Origin of the sequence: Methyloceanibacter stevinii (assembly GCF_001723355.1) — a bacterium.
Lineage (GTDB): Bacteria > Pseudomonadota > Alphaproteobacteria > Rhizobiales > Methyloligellaceae > Methyloceanibacter > Methyloceanibacter stevinii.
In genome coordinates this window covers 78,264-95,115 of record NZ_LPWE01000013.1, presented here as the reverse complement: position 1 = coordinate 95,115, position 16,852 = coordinate 78,264, and the positions used below count along the sequence as shown (strand labels likewise).

Genomic DNA, 16,852 nt, shown 5'->3' with positions numbered 1-16,852 from the left:
CCTAGCCAGCCCTCGTGCCCCTACCGCCATTGTGGCAAACGCCGCCACATCCCAGGTTCTCTCATCCCTCGCCGCAATGGTATAGCGTTAGGTCAGATTGTCCGGTCGTTGGCAGGCCAAGGATTCCAGAAACCTGCTCCTCGACCAATCTCCAAGTTACAAAAAGGAAATCTCGCTCATGTCTGCAGCCGACGCCCCGAAATCCTCGTCCGCACCGCGTACGGAGACGGACGCCTTTGGGCCGATCGAGGTCCCCGGCGACCGCTATTGGGGCGCGCAGACCCAGCGTTCGCGCCAAAATTTCCAGATCGGCGACGAACGGATGCCCGAACCTATGATCCGCGCCATGGCCCTGGTCAAGAAGGCCGCGGCGCTCACGAATCAGGAGCTCGGACGCCTCGATTCCACGCTGGCCGAGGCCATCGCCACCGCGGCGACCGAGATCATCGACGGCAAGATGGAAGGGCATTTCCCGCTCGTGGTCTGGCAGACCGGGTCCGGTACCCAGACCAATATGAACCTCAACGAAGTCATCGCGAACAGGGCCAGCGAGATCCTCGGCGGGGAGTTGGGCACGAAAAAGCCGGTTCATCCGAATGACCACGTCAATATGGGCCAATCCTCGAACGACACGTTCCCGACGGCCATGCACGTGGCCGCCGCCGAGGAGATCGCCTACCGGCTGGACCCGGCCCTGTCTCGCCTCTATGCGGCCCTCAAAGACAAGGCCGAAGCCTTTCAGGACATTCTGAAGATCGGCCGGACGCATATGCAGGACGCGACCCCCCTCACCCTCGGCCAGGAGTTCGGCGGCTATGCGGCGCAGATCGATCTCGGCATCAGGCGGCTCAAGATGACCCTGCCGGGCCTTTACGCTCTGGCGCAGGGCGGCACGGCCGTCGGCACGGGGCTGAACAGCCATCCCGACTTCGCGGACATCTTCGCCCGCAAGATGGCGGAGCTCACGAAGCTTCCCTTCGTCCCGGCCGAGAACAAGTTCGAGGCGCTGGCCGGAAACGACGCCTATGTGTTCACCCATGGCGCCCTGACGGCCGTGGCAACCGCCATGTTCAAGATCGCCAACGACATTCGCTTGCTCGGATCGGGACCGCGCTCGGGTCTGGGCGAGCTGCTGTTGCCGGAAAACGAACCCGGCTCGTCGATCATGCCGGGCAAGGTCAACCCGACCCAGTGCGAGGCGGTGACCATGGTCTGCGCGCGCGTGTTCGGGAACGAGACTACCGTCGCCTTCGCGGGCAGCCAGGGGCATTTCGAACTCAACGTGTTCAAGCCGGTCCTGACCTACGCACTTCTGCAGTCGGTGCGGCTCCTGGCCGATGTGGCCGACAGCTTCAACAAGAACTGCGTGGTCGGCATCAAAGCCAACCGGGAGCGCATCACCGAGCATATGGAGCGGTCCCTGATGCTGGTGACCGCGCTTGCGCCTCATATCGGCTACGACAACGCCAGCGAAATCGCGAAGACCGCGCACAGGAACGGGACCACACTGAAAGAAGAGGCTGTGCGGCTCGGTCATGTCGAGGAGGAGGATTTCGACAGGCTCGTCCGCCCGGAGGAGATGGTCGCTCCGAAAAAGTAGCGGCTCCGCACCGATGGCCAATGCCCGCAACAAGCGCTCGCTCACCATCGCCCGGCACCGGACCAGTGTTTCGCTGGAAGAACCGTTCTGGGACGCGTTGGCGGAACTGGCACGAGACCAGGGCAAGTCGATTGCAGGACTCGTCGGCGAAATCGATCAGGAACGAACGGAACGGGGCGACGGGACCAGTCTCTCGGCCGCGCTGCGCCTCTACGTGCTGGCGCGCATGAAAGAGGCGCGCAAACGCGAGACCTCCTAGACGCTCCCGCCTAGCGGCCTCCGAACAGGCCGCCGAAGGGACCGTAGTTCCGGCGCCAATCGTCGCGACGAGACCGGCGGATCACCTTTCGGCGCTTGCGCTGAGGCGGCGCAGCGACGGGCGCTTCCTCCGCCTCGGCGTCTTCCGCTATCGTCCCGTCCTCGAGAAGATCCGCGATCGGATCGCCCGGCTCGGCATTGTCGTTGGCCGGCGCATGGGTCGGCAGAGGCGGCAGGAATTCGTCGGGGACGGATGCGGCCGCATTCGCTTCAGTCGCAGTACTGGCTGCGGCCGCGGCGCTGGCTGCGGCTTTCGCCTCAGCCTCGATACGCTGCCGCTCGGCGCGCTCCGCCGCAGCACGGGCCTCTGCTGCCACGCGCGCCGCGGCAGCCTCCTCCGCTGCCGCCCTCGCCTCCGCAGCGGCCTTCGCTTCCGCGGCCGCTCTTGCTTCGGCCGCCGCTCTTTCCTGGGCGGCTTTCTCGGCAGCGGCCTGGGCTTCCGCGGCGGCGCGTTTGGCAGCCTCCAATTCTGCCGCGGCTTTCGCTTCGGCGGCCGCACGGGCTTCGGCGGCGGCGCGGGCTTCCGCCTCGGCGCGCGCCTCATCGGCCGCACGCTTCTCCGCTGCGGCCCGCTCTTCTGCCGCCGCGCGTTGATCGGCTGCTTCAGCCGCCGCGGCCTTCTCTGCCACAGCTTGCTCGGCAGCTGCTTTCTGGGCAGCAGCGTCTGCTTCTCGCGCCGCCTGCTCCTGAGCTGCCCGTTCCGCGGCTGCCTTCTGTTCGGCGGCGCGGGCTTCGGCCTCGGCTCTTTCGCGCGCGGCTCTCTCCGCAGCCTCCTTTTCGGCGGCTATGCGGGCAGCTTCGGCGCGTTCGGCAGCGGCTTGCGCTGCGGCTTCCGCCGCCGCCTTTTCAGCGGCTTCCTTTTCAGCAGCTTCCTTGGCGGCGGCTTCTCGCGCTGCGGCTTCTTTTGCGGCTGCCTCCGCCTGAGCATTCGAGGGCGCACGGCCTCCCGAGACGTCGAGAGACTCGAGCCGCTCGACGTCTTCGCGCAAGCGATCGATGGTGAGCTTGCTCTCGATGGCGGCCGTGCCGACCGCCGGCGAGATGGTGCCCGCGTTGTCGAGCGGACCGGCAAAAACCACTGTCAGCGGCGGCACGTTCGCAGAGCGCGCAGAGGTCAGCCGCATCTGCCATTCGCTGTCGAGCTTGAGACCGACGAGATCCACATAGGTCTTGAGCGCCGTCTCGACGTCCTTGCTCACGAGGCTCGCCGGTGCGAAGCGCACGGTGCCGTTCTTCACCTCGAAGTTCAGCGTCGCAGGTTCGAAGGCGTAGCGCCCTTGTCTCAATTCGCTCTGAATGCTCTCGGCATCCGCGTCGATCTGTTCGGCGGTGGCGGCCACGTTGCTCGCCGCCGCCTTGGCGGCAATCTGCCGCAAGGGGGCTGCGGTGAACGACGTCAGCTCGCCCGCCCCAAGCGTCAGGACACCGGTGCCGCCGAGATCCGCGACAATGCCGGGTGGGCTCAGGCCGTCGCCCGCGACATCGAACGATAGATCGAATGCGCCTTTTGCAAGCGGCGCACCGGCAACTGCCTCGCTCAGCGCGGCAAGGCTGCCCTGCTTGAGATCGGCTCTTGCCGTCAGGGCCGCGCCGCTGCCACGGGGCGATAGCGTACCCGACCCTGTAAGCGTGCCGCCGTACAAGCCGCCATCGATGGACTCGATGGCCAGAGTGCCGCGATCGACCTTTGCCTTGAGCTTTCCGTCTGAAACTTGGAACGGCTCGCCGAGGGACAGAGTCTTGGCGCTGAGCGCGAGGCTCCCTTCCGCCTTCTCCAGAAGTCCAAGCGCGAGGCCGCGTGCGGGCCAGACGGTCGCCGCATCGCCATCGACGGCGCCCAGCATCTCCTCGGTGGACTCGGCCCTTTCCCAGGCCACGAGGAGGCCCATCAGCGCGGGAACAGAAATGCACTCCGCACGCGCCGTAATATCGAACGCCGTGACGTCGCCCGTGCGGTCGAAATGCGCGGCACCCTCGATCGGCTGCTCCATCACTGTCGCTGACCTGCTCGAGGTCCACCTTGCCGGACCGCAGCGGCGATGTTGGCCGTTGACCGACAGCCGGTACACCCAGCGCACTCGGCGGCGGGTCGAGGCCCAGCAAGGGCAGTGCCAGGCTCGCGTCCGAGGTCGCGACGGAGCCGAAGCCGTTCAGCGTCGTCCCGTCATCTTTCAGTGCCCCGATGCCCTCGAACGCGAGCTGCAGGGCGGTGGTTTCCAGGGCGGCACGGCCGGAGAGTTGCTGGCTCGGGATGCCGGCGGCCTTGATAGACAGCGTGCCCTCCCCACCTGCGGCCGCGGCGAGCCGGTCTTGGGGCAGGTCCGGGAACCAGAGGACGAGAAGCGCCTGCGGCCGCTCGCCCATGACGCTGCCCGAAATGTCGATCTCGGCGTCGCGGGGGTTCGCCAGCGTGCCTTTTGCCTTGGCCACGACCGCGAGATCAGACCCGCCGACCTGGCCGCTCAGTTCGAGCGATGCGTCCGTCGCCTCGCCCACGCGCGCGGCTACCAGTGCGGCCCTGACATCGAAGGGGGCCAGCGCGGAGAAATGTTCGGACTTCACGACACGGTTCCCAAAGCCGACAAGGCCCGCGAGCGCCCGCAGGTTGTCGGTGCTCTGCGCCTGCAGCGACAAATCGATCTGGCCGGACGGTGCCTCCACCACGCTGACGACCCGCCCTTTTGCGTCGAGGGTCATGGCGCCAGGCGCGATGAACGCCAGCGACCGGATGTCGAGATCCCCATCGGTGAGAGAGAGCTCCGCATCGAGCCGGCCCGGCGTGATGTCGGGCAGCAGGAGTTCGCCGATCTCCAAGCGCGCATGCACTTCGTCGCCGCGAAGCTGCCTGATAGGCCCGCGCCTTCGGAAGGGGTTTGCGGTTTGGCTTCGCCGCTCTGCGACGGCAGCCACGCGGACCAGATCGGTTCGCCACCGAGCGTTTCTCGCAAGTCAAGACGCTCGCTTCTGAGATCGATGTTGATGAGATTGGTCTCGCCGGACCGGTAGAGGAAGTTGCCTCCGAACGGCGTACCGCTTACGGCGCCGTTGGCATTCGAGAGGACGACCTCGCCCTCGCCGACCTTGGCATCCGCGGAAAGAGAAAAGTCGCCCACGAAGGACTGCCCGGTGATGGCGCGATCGCCGGCCGCCCAGCGCGTCAGCGCCCTCAAGCCGGAGCCGTCGATCGAGGCCGGTCCCTCGAAGAGCGGCCCGGACTCGCCTTTGCGCAAGGATCCGGACGCCGAGACCCGGTTCTCACCGGGCAGCGTCGCATTCAGCTTCTCGATAGCCACACCGCCGTCTGTGCTTGCGAGCTCGAGCGCGAGCCCGCCGGCGAGATCGCCGCCAAGGCCAGCCTGTTCCACGTCGAGGGAGAGCGTCCCCTGCCCGACCTTCGCAGCCTCGTCCAAGACCCAGTCGGCGAACATGCGCACGACCGCCGCGGGCGCAGGCCGATTGTCGGTCCCAGCCGCACCGAATAGCGCGTCGAAATCGATCCAGCGTGCCGCCAATGTCGCGTCCGCCTTGAACGGCGGCCGGAAGTCGAGCGCGACGTCGCCTTTCAGAATTTGCGGCCGTCCTGACGCATGGAGTGTGAGCTCGAAACCGGTCAGTTCGGCGCGGTCCGGCGTGGCGCTTAGAGGTCCCTTCACTTCGAGGAAGGAGGTGGCATCGCGGAGGCCGCGCGGCGCGGTCTCTTCCGTCACGACCTCCGGGTCCACTTCGCTTACCGGCTCCGTGGCCGGCTCAATGAAGATCTCGCCCTCTTCCAGCACCGGCTCCGGCTCGGCGTCGCCTTGTGCGGGTTCGTCCACGTTCAATGTCTCGAACTTCGAGACGCGCATGATGAAGGTGCCGTCATAGGCGGGCATGGCGCGCAGGCCCGAAATGCTGCCGTCCAATTGATACGAGGCCGAGCGCTCGGGATCCCGCAGCGCCGTCTTGACCCGGAACTTGCCGCTGTCATCGATGATGCCCGTCGAGAAACGGATGGACTGGGACCTGCCCTCGAAGTCGTAGTCCGCCAAGACCTTGTAGGGTCCCGCGAGAGACGAGGCGCTCGCCTCACCGTCGATATTCGTGAACACGAAAGCGGTGCTGCCGCCTCTCGATATCTCCAGCGTCCCGCCGGTCACGCGTACGGAGTCGAGAAGCACGTCGCTGGGCACGAACACCGCGCCCGGCTTGCGCTGACCGAGATCGCTCCAATTGCCGGCGCCCGTGCCATCGACCTGAAGCCTCACCGTGGGATTGATGATCGTGAGTTCATGCGCCTCGACCTTGCCGGTCAGCAATGTCCCCACGTTGAGCTTGGCCTCGAGGGACGAAGCCTCGAGAAAAGGCGTCTCAAGGCTGCCGTCGGCATTGGCAACCTTGATGTCATCGAACTTGAGATACGGCGCGGGAAGCACGATCAGTTGGACCTCGCCGTCCACCTTGACGTCGCGGCCCACGAGCTTCGTCATCTGCGCTTCGATCGCAGGACGATAGTCGTCCCAATCGACGAAGAGCGGCGCCGCGAAAAGCGCGCTCAGCACCAATATCAACAGTGCCGTGAGTGTCAGCAGAAACGAATTCACCGATCTCTCTGCCTAGGGCTGGGTGTGCCGGCGCATGGTCCCCGTGCAGAACAAAAGGCCAAGAGCCTTCGAAAGACACTGAGCCAATTGCCGCGTACGCCGTTCCTCTCAATAGTACCGCAAACCATTCAGGGCCATTGCGGGAAACACTTACAAATCTGCAGCAAAAATCTTGCCAGGATTCAGGATATTCAACGGATCGAGTGCCTTTTTTATGGCAACCATTACGTCCACCCCCTCGCCATGCTCCGCGACCAGGTAGCGGATCTTTCCCTGACCGACCCCATGCTCGCCGGTGCAGGTTCCCTCGTAACGGAGCGCCCGTTCGATCAGGCGATCCAGGAACTGCCGCGCCCGCTCCATCTCGTGCGCCGAGCTCATGTCGATCAGCGGCATCACGTGGAAATTGCCGTCGCCCACATGGCCGACGATCGGCGCGATCAGATCCAGTCTCTCGATATCCTGCTTCGTTTCCGTGACACAGGCCGCAAGCGCCGAGATCGGCACGCACACATCGGTCGCGATCAGATCGGTCCCCGGACGCAAATTCTTCGCTGCCCAATAGGCATCATGGCGCGCCTGCCAAAGCTTGCTCCGGTCCTCGGGCCGCGCGGCCCACTCCAGAGCACCGCCGCCCTCGCCTTGCGCGATCTCCGAGAAGATCTCGACCTGCTCGCGGGCGCCAGCCTCGCTCCCGTGGAACTCCAGGAACAAGGTTGGCTGCTCCGGCAGCGATAGTTTCGAATACGCATTGCAGCCGCGCACCTGCACCTCGTCCAGCAGCTCGATACGGGCCAGAGGCAGGCCCATCTGCAGCGCCGCGATGGTCGCGTTGCAGGCCCCTTCCAGCGTTTGGAAGGTCGAGACGCCAGCCAGGATGGTCTCGGGGATGCCGAACAATTTCAGCGTCAACTCGGTGATGACGCCCAGCGTGCCTTCCGACCCGACCAGGAGCCGCGTGAGATCGTAACCGGCCGAGGATTTCCGGGCCCGGCCGCCCGTCGTGACGATCCGTCCATCGGCGAGCACGGCGGTCAGGCCCAGCACGGCGTCGCGCATCGTGCCATAGCGCACCGCATTGGTGCCGGAGGCCCGCGTCGCGGCCATGCCGCCGAGGCTGGCGTCCGCGCCCGGATCGACGGGAAAGAACAGGCCTGTATCGCGCAAATGTTCGTTGAGCTGCTTGCGGGTGACGCCCGCCTGCACGGCGCAATCGAGATCGTTCTCGTGCACGGCGAGAATCGCGTTCATGCGGGACAGGTCCAGCGAGAGCCCGCCGAAGGGGGCGTTCAAGTGGCCTTCGAGCGAGCTGCCGGCCCCGAACGGGATCACGGGAACCCGCGCCGCCGCGCAGGCCGCCACGGCCTCGGAGACCTCTTCGGTGGTCTCGGCGAACAGGACCGCGTCGGGGGCCTGGACCTTAAGCCAGGTCAGGGTATTGGCGTGCTGCTCCCGCAAAGCCTCGCTGCGCGAGAAACGGTCGCCAAAACGGGCGGAAAACCGCGCAAAAAGGCTCTCCAAGGCCTCCGGGGAGGCCGGGTCGCCAAGCGCTTCGACTGCCGAGACTGTCGTCATGGCCCCAGTCTAGACCGAGATCCTGAACAAATTCAGTCTAGTTGTCGCTTTCAGGGACGGCTTTTGCGCCGGGTTTCGGGGGCTTGCTAGTTGCCGCAGGCCGTGGCGCCCGCCGTGCAGACATAGGGCACGACGACGCCCTTCCAGCACTGCGCATAGGTCTTGCGTGTCACCACATCGGGCTTCAGCAGCATGTCGGGCGTCACGACCGGCCGCACGGCCTTCCAGAACGGGTCGGGCTTTACCTTGCGAGGGCGCAGCGTGACGTATTTCCAGCCCCGGCGGCGGCGGATCTGCTCGGCCGTTTGAAGGGCGTTGGCATAGGCGGCCCTTGCGGCGGCGGCCTTCGAGTCCGCGCTGTTGGTGGCCTTTACGATTTCACAGCCGGCGTCGGCCGTTTGGACGGCCCCGAAAAACAGCACCGAGAACCCAAGCAAGGCGAAGCCCGCCTTCCAAACACGAAGCATTCCCACCTCCAAATCACAGCCCACAAGCGGTACACCCCATTTGCCACCGGTTGTTCCCCCCTTCAAGTCTTGCGGTGCAACATTTTGTGAGTGTGGCATTTCGTACGCACACGTAGCCCAGCCTTGGTCTGGCCCAGCAGGCGGTGGACATTGGTACGCACCGGCTGTTGCGGACGCGTGCGGTGCTATAGTCCCACGCCATGGGCAAGATTCGCACGGGCGCCGCCGAAAACGTCCCCCCTCCGGGTGACGGGTTCGAAGAGGCGCCACAGACACCTCCCGTCGAGACGCTTTCGATCTCGCAGCGCGCCATGCGGCGCGGCGCGGACCGCTATCTGGAGGCGCTCAATCCCGAGCAGCGGGAGGCTGTCGAGACGCTGGATGGACCGCTTCTTGTCCTGGCCGGCGCCGGCACGGGCAAGACGCGGGTTCTGACCACGCGCATTGGGCATCTGTTGCGCCTGGGACGCGCCCATCCGGGCCAGATACTCGCCGTTACCTTCACCAACAAGGCGGCGCGCGAGATGAAGCAGCGCGTGAGCGAACTGATCGGCGGTGCCGTCGAGGGTATGCCTTGGCTCGGCACGTTCCACGCCATCGGCGTGAAGATCCTCCGGCGCCACGCCGAACTCGTCGACCTCAAGCCCTCCTTCACGGTGCTCGACACCGACGACCAGATCCGGCTGATCAAGCAGCTTCTCGCGGCGGAGAACATCGATGAGAAGCGCTGGCCGGCACGCGTGCTCGCCAGCATGATCGACGGCTGGAAGAACCGTGGCCTGAGACCCGCGCGCGTCCCCGACGGCGAGAGCTACGGCTTCGCCAACGGTAAGGGGCGCGATCTGTATACGGCCTATCAGCGGCGTCTGAAGGATCTCAACGCCGTCGATTTCGGTGATCTGCTGTTGGAGAACCTGCGGCTGTTCCAGGACCATCCGGATGTGCTGGCCCGCTATCAGCAGCGCTTCCGCTATGTTCTGGTCGACGAGTACCAAGACACCAACGTGGCCCAGTATCTGTGGCTCCGTCTGCTCGCGCAGCGCGAGGACGGTGAACCGCAGAACGTCTGCTGCGTCGGCGACGACGATCAGTCAATCTATGGCTGGCGCGGCGCGGAGGTGGACAACATCCTTCGCTTCGAGACGGACTTTCCCGGCGCCAAGGTCATCCGGCTCGAACGCAATTACCGCTCGACGGCGCATATTCTGGGCGCGCGTCCGGGCTGATCGCGCACAATCAGGGACGGCTCGGCAAGACCCTGCACACCGAGGGCGACGACGGCGAGAAGGTCGTGGTGCAAGGGTGCTGGGACGACGAGGAAGAAGCGCGCGTCATCGGCGAGGACATCGAGCAGCTCCAGCGCCACGAGCATGCGCTGAACGAAATCGCGATCTTGGTGCGTGCCTCGTTCCAGATGCGCGCCTTCGAAGACCGCTTCATCACGCTCGGCCTCGACTACCGCGTCATCGGCGGTCCCCGGTTCTATGAGCGGCAGGAAATCCGCGACGCGATCGCCTATCTCGACGTGACGCTGAACCCGTCCAACGATCTGAAATTCGAGCGCATCGTCAACGTGCCCCGGCGCGGCCTTGGCGAGGCGACGCTGAAATCGCTGCATCAGCTCGCACGCGCCAACGAAATCCCCCTCACACAAGCGGCACGGCTCATCGTCGAGACCGAGGAGTTGAAACCGAAGCCGCGCCGCTCACTCGCGGGGCTTCTGGCCGATTTCGACCGCTGGCGCTCCATGGTCGACACGATGCGGCATACGGAGCTTGCGGAACTGATCCTGGATGAGTCCGGCTATACGTGCATGTGGCAGGCGGACCGCTCGCAGCAGGCCGAAGGGCGGCTCGAGAACCTGAAAGAGCTCATCCGCTTCATGGAAGAGTTCGATACGCTCGCGGGCTTCATGGAGCACGTGTCGCTGGTGATGGATGCGGCGACCGAGGAAGGTACCGACCGGGTCAATCTGATGACCTTGCACTCGGCCAAGGGGCTCGAGTTCGACACGGTGTTCCTGCCCGGCTGGGACGAAGGGCTCCTCCCCCACCAGCGTAGCCTCGACGACGCGGGCCGCTCCGGGCTCGAAGAAGAACGCCGCCTTGCTCACGTTGGCCTGACGCGCGCGCGGAAGAACGCGAAGATCACCTTCGCGCAGAACCGGCGGAACTATGGCATGTGGCAGACCGCCGTGCCCTCGCGCTTCATCGACGAGCTACCGCATGAGCACGTGCAGGTGGCCGAAGACGACGGACTGCGCGGCTACGGCCCCAGCCGCTTCGACAGCGAGGACATGTTCGCATCCGGCAACTACGAGACGCCGGGCTGGCAGCGGGCGCGCGCGAACCGGCAGCGCTCGGGAAGCGGGCCGCGGCGCGAGCCGATCACGATCGAGGGCACGCTCGTCGCCGCAAGTACCGCGGAAGGTTCAGGGCTCGAGTTGGGGCAACGTGTCTTCCATCAGAAGTTCGGCTATGGCCGCGTCTCCGCCATCGACGGCAACAAGCTGACCGTCGACTTCGAGAAGGCCGGCCGCAAGAAGGTGGTCGACAGCTTCGTCGAGCGGGTGTAACGCGCCACCATGTGGCTCTTCGGCTATGGCTCTCTGATGTGGGACGGATGGGAAGCCCGCTATGGCTGCCGCCGGCGCGTGCATGCTGTGGCGCCCGAACACCGCCGCGTCTCAACAAGAAGTCGCTGGAACGCTGGGGCACGTACGCGCAGCCGGGACTGACCCTCAATCTCGCGCCGGCGCGCGAGGACGCTCACCTCTGTAGAGGAATCGCCTTCGACTTTCCCGATGAGCACCAGACGGAGATCGAGGCCTATCTGTCGGAGCGGGAGACCTGTCACGCATCGGACATCGCCGTCCACCTGCCCGACGAGGCTGTCGCGGCGCGCACCTACATCTACGACGGACCGCGCCTGATCGAGGACGGCCTGACGCTTCATGCGCGCGCGGCCATGATCCTCGTGGCCGAGGGGATCGCCGGGTCCAGCTACGACTACATCGCCAATGTCCGCGAGCATCTGGATCAACTCGGCGTTTCCGACCCGGCCGTGGATGAATTGTGGCGCGCGGTTATTGCCGCCCAAAATGGAGAGCACAGTGAGTGAAGCCGCATCACCGCGGACCTATCGCGTAACCGTCGAGGCCGACGGGCCCGGCGCTGCGCGCATCGCCGAGCTTCTGGATGAGGCCCTGGACGAGGCCGGGGACCCTGAAGCCCTCTCCGTCAGCTATTTCGAGCTCGGCAACGGCCTCTACGAAGTCTCCGCGCTCTACCAGGCTGCTCCAGACGAAGCCCGTCTGCAGGCGCTGATCGACAAGAGCCGCACGAATGGCGGTCCTGCGTCGCCATTGCGCATCGAAGAGGTGCCCGACGCCAACTGGGTCACGATCAGCCAGGGGCAGCGGGGGCCGGTTCGCGCGGGACGGTTCTCGTCCATGGCAGCCACGACCGGGGGCGTGTCTCCCGGAATCGCTACACCATCGAGATCGACGCCGACCAAGCCTTCGGCACGGCGCACCATGCGACCACGCGCGGGTGTCTGCTGGCGCTGGACGAACTCGCGAAACGGGGGCGTCCGGACTTGGTTCTGGACATTGGCACGGGCACGGGCATCCTCGCCATCGCGGCGGCCCTGGCCTTCGATCGCCCCGTCATCGCCACCGACAACGACCCCATCGCCGTCGAGATCGCGGAGGAGAACGCGGCCAAGGCGGGCGTCAGCCAGTCCGTTCATGCCTTCGTCGCGGAGGGCCTGGCGCACCCGACCCTGCGGCGGCTCGCGCCCGACCTGATCGTTGCGAACATCCTCGCGCGCCCGCTCTACGACCTCGCCCCCGCCATGGCGCGCGCCGTCCAGCCGGGCGGCTACGTGCTCCTGTCCGGGATCACCGAAAACCAAGCCTGGGCGACCACGGCGCGCTATGCCTCGCTCGGCTTCGATCTGGAAAAGCGAATCCTTCTCGACGGTTGGGCGGCCCTGCTGCTAGGCCGTCGCAACGCAAGCACTTTGTTCGATTGATTGGCGGCGACGCTTCGGCTTACAAAGCTTCGCATGTATCAAGTGTTCGATGAGACCGGCGCTCCGGCGGAGAGCGGCGAGCGGGTCAAGGCATTGTTGCGGGAGCTGAAGCAGCGGCAGCTCAAAGGCTTCCTCGTTCCCCATAGCGATCAGCACCAAAACGAGTTTCTGCCGCCGTCTGAAGAGCGGCTCGCCTGGCTGACGGGCTTCACCGGCTCGGCCGGCGTCGCCGTGGTTACGGACAAGGGGTCGGCGCTGTTCGTAGACGGACGCTACATCCTGCAAGCGCCGAAACAGGTCGACACGGACATTTTCGAGGTCCTCCAAATCCCGAAGGCCAAGCCTTCCGAATGGCTGAAGGAGACGCTCGCGCGGGGCAGTCGGCTGGGCTACGACCCGAAGCTGCACACGATCAGAGAAATCGAGCGCCTGACCAAGACTCTCAGCGCCGTCGGTATTCGCCTCACGCCCCTCGACGAGAACCCTATCGATAAAATTTGGGGCAAGGATCGCCCCAGCCCGTCGCGCGCAGAGATCTTCATGCAGCCCCTGGAGCTCGCGGGCAAAGGCTCTGGCGAGAAACTCATGCAGGTACAGATGGACCTGGTGGAGGCCGAGCACGACGCGGTTCTTCTGACCGCGCCGGATTCGATCTGCTGGCTGTTCAACTTTCGCGGCGGCGACATCAAGCACACGCCGGTCGCGCTCGCCTATGCCGTCATCCCCGCCAAGGGGCGCCCGACGCTCTTTATCGATCCGCAAAAGGTCAGCGAGTCAGTGCGCATCGCGCTGAAGCCGTTCACCGAGATCGCCGCGCCCGACGCGCTGGACGAGGCCTTGACGGAGCTGGCGAAATCCGGCGCCAAAATCCGCCTCGATCCGGGCTCCGCGTCGATGCGCTTCGCCAGCGTGCTCCAAGCCGCTGGCGCCAAGCACGTGTCGGGCGAGGACCCCTGCACAATGCCCAAGGCAATCAAGACGGAAGCCGAACAGGCCGGCGCGCGTGCCGCGCATGTACGCGACGGGGCAGCCATGGCGCGCTTCCTCGCCTGGCTCGACGAGGTCGCCGAGACGGGGCGCGTGGACGAGGTCTCAGCCGCGATGAAGCTCGAGGACTTCCGCCGCGAGACCGGCCAACTCAAGGACATCAGCTTCGACACGATCGCGGCTTCCGGGCCCCACGGGGCCGTGGTGCATTACCGCCCGACCACCGAATCGAAGCGCGTGCTCGACAAGAACTCGCTCTTCCTGATCGACTCCGGCGGCCAGTATGCGGACGGCACTACGGACGTGACCCGCACGGTTGCCGTGGGCCAGCCGACAGCGGCGATGAAGCGCCATTACAGCCTCGTGCTCCAGTCCCATATCGCCATCGCGGCGGCGCGCTTTCCGGCCGGCTCGCGCGGGCAGGACCTGGACCCGTTCGCGCGCGGACCGCTCTGGGCGGCGGGGCTGGATTTCGATCACGGCACGGGCCACGGCGTCGGCAGCTATCTGTCGGTTCATGAAGGCCCGCAGCGCATCTCGCGGCTCGGCACCGAAGAGTTGGAGCCGGGCATGATCCTCTCCAACGAGCCGGGCTATTACCGTGAGGGCCAGTACGGCATCCGTCTCGAAAATCTCGTCCTCGTCACACCGGCCGAAGACATCGAAGGCGGCGAGCGCAAGATGCTCGGCTTCGAGACGCTGACGTTGGTGCCGTTCGACCGGCGTCTGATCGATCCCAAGCAGTTCATACCTTGGGAGCTTGCCTGGCTGAACGACTACCACGCGCGCGTCCGCGAGAAGATCGAACCGCTGATCGCGAGCGAAGACCGGCCCTGGCTCCGTCACGCCACTGCGCCGATCCGCTAGCGCCACACATGGAATTTCTTGTTTCGGCCATTGCGGCGACACTCACCACCATCGCGTTCGTGCCCCAGGCTCTGCACATCATCCGGCACAAGGAAACGCGGGCCATCTCGCTGCAGATGTATCTTGTGTTCGCAACAGGCGTGGCCTTCTGGCTGATCTTCGGTCTGATGCTCTGGAACTGGCCGATGATCCTGGCGAACATCGTCACGCTGGCGTTGGCTCTGACGATTGTGGCGATGAAGCTGCGCTACGGCTGACCTACCCGATCAGCTTCAGCCACTCTTCCTCGGTCAGAACCTCGACGCCGAGATCCTTCGCGTTCTTGAGCTTGGAACCGGCGCCCGGGCCCGCCACGACGTAGTCGGTGTTTTTCGACACTGAGCCCGCGACCTTTGCCCCGAGCCGTTCGGCCTGAGCTTTGGCTTCCGCCCGCGTCATGTGTTCCAGCGTGCCGGTGAACACCACGGTCTTGCCCGATACCGCCGACGACTTGGCGACCAGCTCGAGGGGTTGCGGCTTCACCTCCTCGAGGAGATCGTGGATCACTTCGGTGTTGTGCGGTTCGGCGAAGAAGTCGGCGATGGCGGACGCGGCCGTCGGGCCGATGCCGTCGATGTTGTCGAGATCCTTGAAGGCGTCGCCGTCGCGATCCTTGGCGGCTTCGCCCATGGCTTTGAGGAAGTTCTCGATGGTGCCGTAGCTGCGCGCGAGCAGCCGCCCCGTGATCTCCCCCACATGGCGGATGCCGAGCGCATAGATGAAACGGTCGAGCGACACGTTGCGCCGTGCCGTGATGGCATCGAACAATTTCTGCGCGGAGGTCGGGCCCCAGCCTTCCCGCTTTTCGAGCTTCTCTTCCGCGGCGGCGTCGCGCGCGGCCAGCGTGAAAATGTCCGGCGGGGATTGAATGAGGCCCTCGTCGTAGAAGGCCTGAATGTTCTTCTCGCCCAGGCCCTCGATGTCGAAGGCATTGCGCGAGACGAAGTGCTTCAGCCGTTCGACGCGTTGCGCCGGGCAGATCAAGCCGCCGGTGCAGCGGCGCACCGCGTCTTCCCTGCCCGTGTTGGGATTGATCTCGCGCACAGCGTGACTGCTGCAGGCGGGACACACGGTCGGAAACTTGAACGGCTTGGCGCTCTTGGGCCGCTTGTCGAGAACGGGCCCGAGAATCTGCGGGATCACGTCGCCCGCCCGCTGCAGGATGACCGTGTCGCCGATGCGGACGTCCTTGCGCGCGATCTCGTCTTCGTTGTGCAAGGTGGCATTCTGGACCACGACGCCGCCGACCGTCACCGGTTCCAGCTTGGCGACGGGGGTCAGCGCGCCCGTGCGACCGACCTGGATCTCGATGTCGCGCAGGATCGTGGTCGCCTTCTGGGCCGGAAACTTGTGCGCGATGGCCCAGCGCGGCGAGCGCGAAACGAAGCCGAGACGTTGCTGCAGATCGAGCCGGTCGAGCTTGTAGACCACGCCGTCGATATCGTAGTCCAGGCCAGCCCTGCCCTCCTCGATCTCGCGATAAATGCCGAGCATCTCGTCAAGGGAGTCCGTGAGCTTCGCCAGCGGATTGAGCGGAAAGCCCCATCTCGCAAAAGCTTCGTATACGCCCCATTGAGTGTCGGCCGGCAGGCTCGACGCCTCGCCCCAGGCATAGGCGAAGAACTGGAGCGGCCGCGAGGCGGTCACGCTAGAATCCAGCTGGCGCAGCGACCCGGCCGCGGCGTTGCGCGGATTGGCAAAGATCTTGGCCCCTGCCTTTTCCTGCTCCGCATTCAGTGCGGTGAAGGCGCTGTGGCTCATATAGATCTCGCCGCGCACTTCGAACGGATCGGGGAAGTCGCGCGCTTTGACCTGCTTGGGGATGTCGCCGATGGTCATGACATTGGCCGTGACGTTCTCGCCCACATAGCCATCGCCGCGCGTGGCCGCCTGCACGAGGCGGCCGCCTTCGTAGCGCAAGCCGATCGACAGCCCGTCGATCTTGGGCTCGGTGGTGAAGGCGAGCGGCGTGTCCGCATCGAGGCCGAGGAAGCGGCGGATGCGGTCCACGAAGTCACGCACGCCCTCATCGTCGAACACATTGCCGAGCGACAGCATCGGCACCGCGTGGGTGACCTTGCTGAAGCCGTCCGCCGGCGCGGCGCCGACTCTCTCTGCCGGACTGTCTTCGCGGATCAGTCCCGGGAAGCGCGCCTCGATGGCCTCGTTACGCAAGCGCAGCGCGTCGTAGTCCGCATCCGAAATCTCCGGATCGTCCTTCTGGTAATAGAGCGCATCGTGATGGGCGATTTCGGCTGCAAGCCGCGCCAGTTCCTTGGCCGCCTCGTCTTCGGTCACATCGTCGACGGGCCTCTCTGCAAGTTCGTCCTGTTTCGTGGACTTCGCTGTGGCTTTCTTCGCTGTTTTTTTTGGCCATGTCCTCG

Annotated in this window: 12 protein-coding genes and 1 pseudogene; 7 read left to right on the top strand and 6 right to left on the bottom strand. The window is 65.5% G+C overall.

Going from position 1 to position 16,852, the window contains the following annotated elements:
* Positions 1-178 precede the first annotated feature (178 nt).
* Entirely contained in the window at positions 179-1,600 is a 1,422-nt protein-coding gene (gene fumC, locus AUC70_RS12595) for a class II fumarate hydratase (protein WP_069445493.1), read from the top strand.
* A gap of 13 nt (positions 1,601-1,613) precedes the next feature.
* Positions 1,614-1,859, top strand: a complete 246-nt coding sequence (locus AUC70_RS12590) for a ribbon-helix-helix domain-containing protein (protein ID WP_069445192.1) — start codon at positions 1,614-1,616, stop codon at positions 1,857-1,859.
* 10 nt (positions 1,860-1,869) lie between these two features.
* Here the strand turns inward: AUC70_RS12590 and AUC70_RS12585 are convergent, their stop codons facing one another.
* The 4 genes from AUC70_RS12585 to AUC70_RS12570 all read right to left on the bottom strand — a co-directional run bounded on the left by AUC70_RS12585 (position 1,870) and on the right by AUC70_RS12570 (position 8,540).
* Positions 1,870-3,909, bottom strand: coding sequence for an AsmA family protein (locus tag AUC70_RS12585; protein WP_069445191.1), 2,040 nt, complete (start codon positions 3,907-3,909; stop codon positions 1,870-1,872).
* A 702-nt stretch (positions 3,910-4,611) separates the two neighbouring features.
* Complete coding sequence (locus tag AUC70_RS12580) at positions 4,612-6,498, bottom strand: AsmA family protein (RefSeq protein WP_069445190.1); 1,887 nt, start codon at positions 6,496-6,498, stop codon at positions 4,612-4,614.
* A gap of 150 nt (positions 6,499-6,648) precedes the next feature.
* On the bottom strand, positions 6,649-8,073 hold the full coding sequence (locus tag AUC70_RS12575) for an FAD-binding oxidoreductase (protein ID WP_069445189.1): 1,425 nt from the start codon (positions 8,071-8,073) through the stop codon (positions 6,649-6,651).
* A gap of 86 nt (positions 8,074-8,159) precedes the next feature.
* Positions 8,160-8,540, bottom strand: coding sequence for a hypothetical protein (locus tag AUC70_RS12570; RefSeq protein ID WP_069445188.1), 381 nt, complete (start codon positions 8,538-8,540; stop codon positions 8,160-8,162).
* Positions 8,541-8,740: 200 nt separating this feature from the next.
* Here AUC70_RS12570 and AUC70_RS12565 point away from each other — a divergent pair.
* Together AUC70_RS12565 and AUC70_RS12560 are read left to right on the top strand one after the other, a co-directional pair.
* Positions 8,741-11,115: pseudogene (locus AUC70_RS12565) on the top strand (UvrD-helicase domain-containing protein).
* 47 nt (positions 11,116-11,162) lie between these two features.
* Complete coding sequence (locus tag AUC70_RS12560) at positions 11,163-11,660, top strand: gamma-glutamylcyclotransferase (protein WP_083241548.1); 498 nt, start codon at positions 11,163-11,165, stop codon at positions 11,658-11,660.
* Between the two features lie 165 nt (positions 11,661-11,825).
* On the opposite strand, the gene AUC70_RS18115 is transcribed toward AUC70_RS12560, so the two are convergent.
* On the bottom strand, positions 11,826-12,077 hold the full coding sequence (locus AUC70_RS18115; protein WP_244505616.1) for a hypothetical protein: 252 nt from the start codon (positions 12,075-12,077) through the stop codon (positions 11,826-11,828).
* Here AUC70_RS18115 and AUC70_RS12555 point away from each other — a divergent pair.
* Genes AUC70_RS12555 through AUC70_RS12545 form a run of 3 tightly spaced genes read left to right on the top strand, consistent with a single transcriptional unit; the run spans position 12,036 to position 14,686 of the window.
* The gene (locus tag AUC70_RS12555) at positions 12,036-12,575 is read left to right on the top strand and encodes a 50S ribosomal protein L11 methyltransferase (protein WP_342022564.1); all 540 of its coding nucleotides are present in this window, start codon (positions 12,036-12,038) and stop codon (positions 12,573-12,575) included. The two genes, AUC70_RS18115 and AUC70_RS12555, sit on opposite strands and share 42 nt — an antisense overlap.
* Positions 12,576-12,608: 33 nt before the next feature.
* Positions 12,609-14,429 (top strand): aminopeptidase P family protein, encoded by a 1,821-nt coding sequence (locus AUC70_RS12550; RefSeq protein WP_069445187.1) that lies wholly within the window; start codon positions 12,609-12,611, stop codon positions 14,427-14,429.
* Between the two features lie 8 nt (positions 14,430-14,437).
* Positions 14,438-14,686 (top strand): SemiSWEET transporter, encoded by a 249-nt coding sequence (locus tag AUC70_RS12545; protein WP_069445186.1) that lies wholly within the window; start codon positions 14,438-14,440, stop codon positions 14,684-14,686.
* Between the two features lies 1 nt (position 14,687).
* Here the strand turns inward: AUC70_RS12545 and ligA are convergent, their stop codons facing one another.
* The gene (ligA, locus tag AUC70_RS12540; protein ID WP_069445185.1) at positions 14,688-16,766 is read right to left on the bottom strand and encodes an NAD-dependent DNA ligase LigA; all 2,079 of its coding nucleotides are present in this window, start codon (positions 16,764-16,766) and stop codon (positions 14,688-14,690) included.
* Between the last annotated feature and the right edge of the window lie 86 nt (positions 16,767-16,852).